General features: G+C 60.6%; 1 protein-coding gene. It reads left to right on the top strand.

The window, feature by feature from the left end:
* A partial coding sequence (locus tag J5M56_RS23605; RefSeq protein WP_347709434.1) for an immunoglobulin-like domain-containing protein occupies window positions 1-862 on the top strand: 862 nt, incomplete at both ends.

Below are 862 nucleotides of genomic sequence, written 5' to 3'. Positions count from 1 at the left end.
AGACCATCACCATCCCGGTCAACGCAAGCTCCGGCTCGGTCGACTACGTTGCGCCAAACAACGTCTACAACACCAACACCCCGCTGACCAACAGCATCACCAATGTCACTGGCGGCAACTACGAGAAACTGGTTACCACCGGTACTCCTAGCACCACGGTCACCGACGACCCGGCGAAGCTGGACACCACCGGTGTCACCTTGACGGCTACCAACACCGTCCAGGAAGGTGGCCAAATCACCTACACCGCCAAGCTGACCAACCCAGCCGGTAGTGAGATGAAGGTCACCCTCAGCAATGGTGCGGTCATCACCATCGCCAAGGGCCTGAGCGAAGGCACCATCACCGTCGACGCACCGAAAAACACCGTGTACGTCGACGCCGGTAAGGTTGAAGCGACCATCACCGGCACGACCGGTGGTGACTTTGAGAAGCTCAACGTCAGCTCGACGCCGGCGGTTACTTCGGTCACCGACACCATCGACACCAGCACCGTGACCCTGAGCGCCACGCCATCGGCCGTCGAGGGTGGAGTGGTCACCTATACCGCTACCGTCAGCGCGCCGGTCACTGGTTCGCCATTGGTGATCTCCCTGGCCAACGGCCAAAGCATCACCATTGGCCTGAATCAGACCACCGGCTCCGTGGACTTCGTGGCACCTAACAACGTATATGCCACCAACCCGACGCTGACCAACAGCATCACGGGGGTAACGGGCGGCAACTACGAAAAATTGGTCACCGCTGGTACACCGACCACCACGGTAACCGACAACCCTGCCAACCTGGACACCACTACCGTCAGCCTCAGCGCCACCGGTACCGTCCAGGAAGGCGGCCAGATCACCTACACCGCCAAGCT

This window comes from Pseudomonas sp. 51_B (assembly GCF_017491595.1).
GTDB classification, from domain to species: Bacteria; Pseudomonadota; Gammaproteobacteria; order Pseudomonadales; family Pseudomonadaceae; genus Aquipseudomonas; species Aquipseudomonas promysalinigenes.
This window is presented reverse-complemented; position numbering and strand designations above follow the sequence as displayed.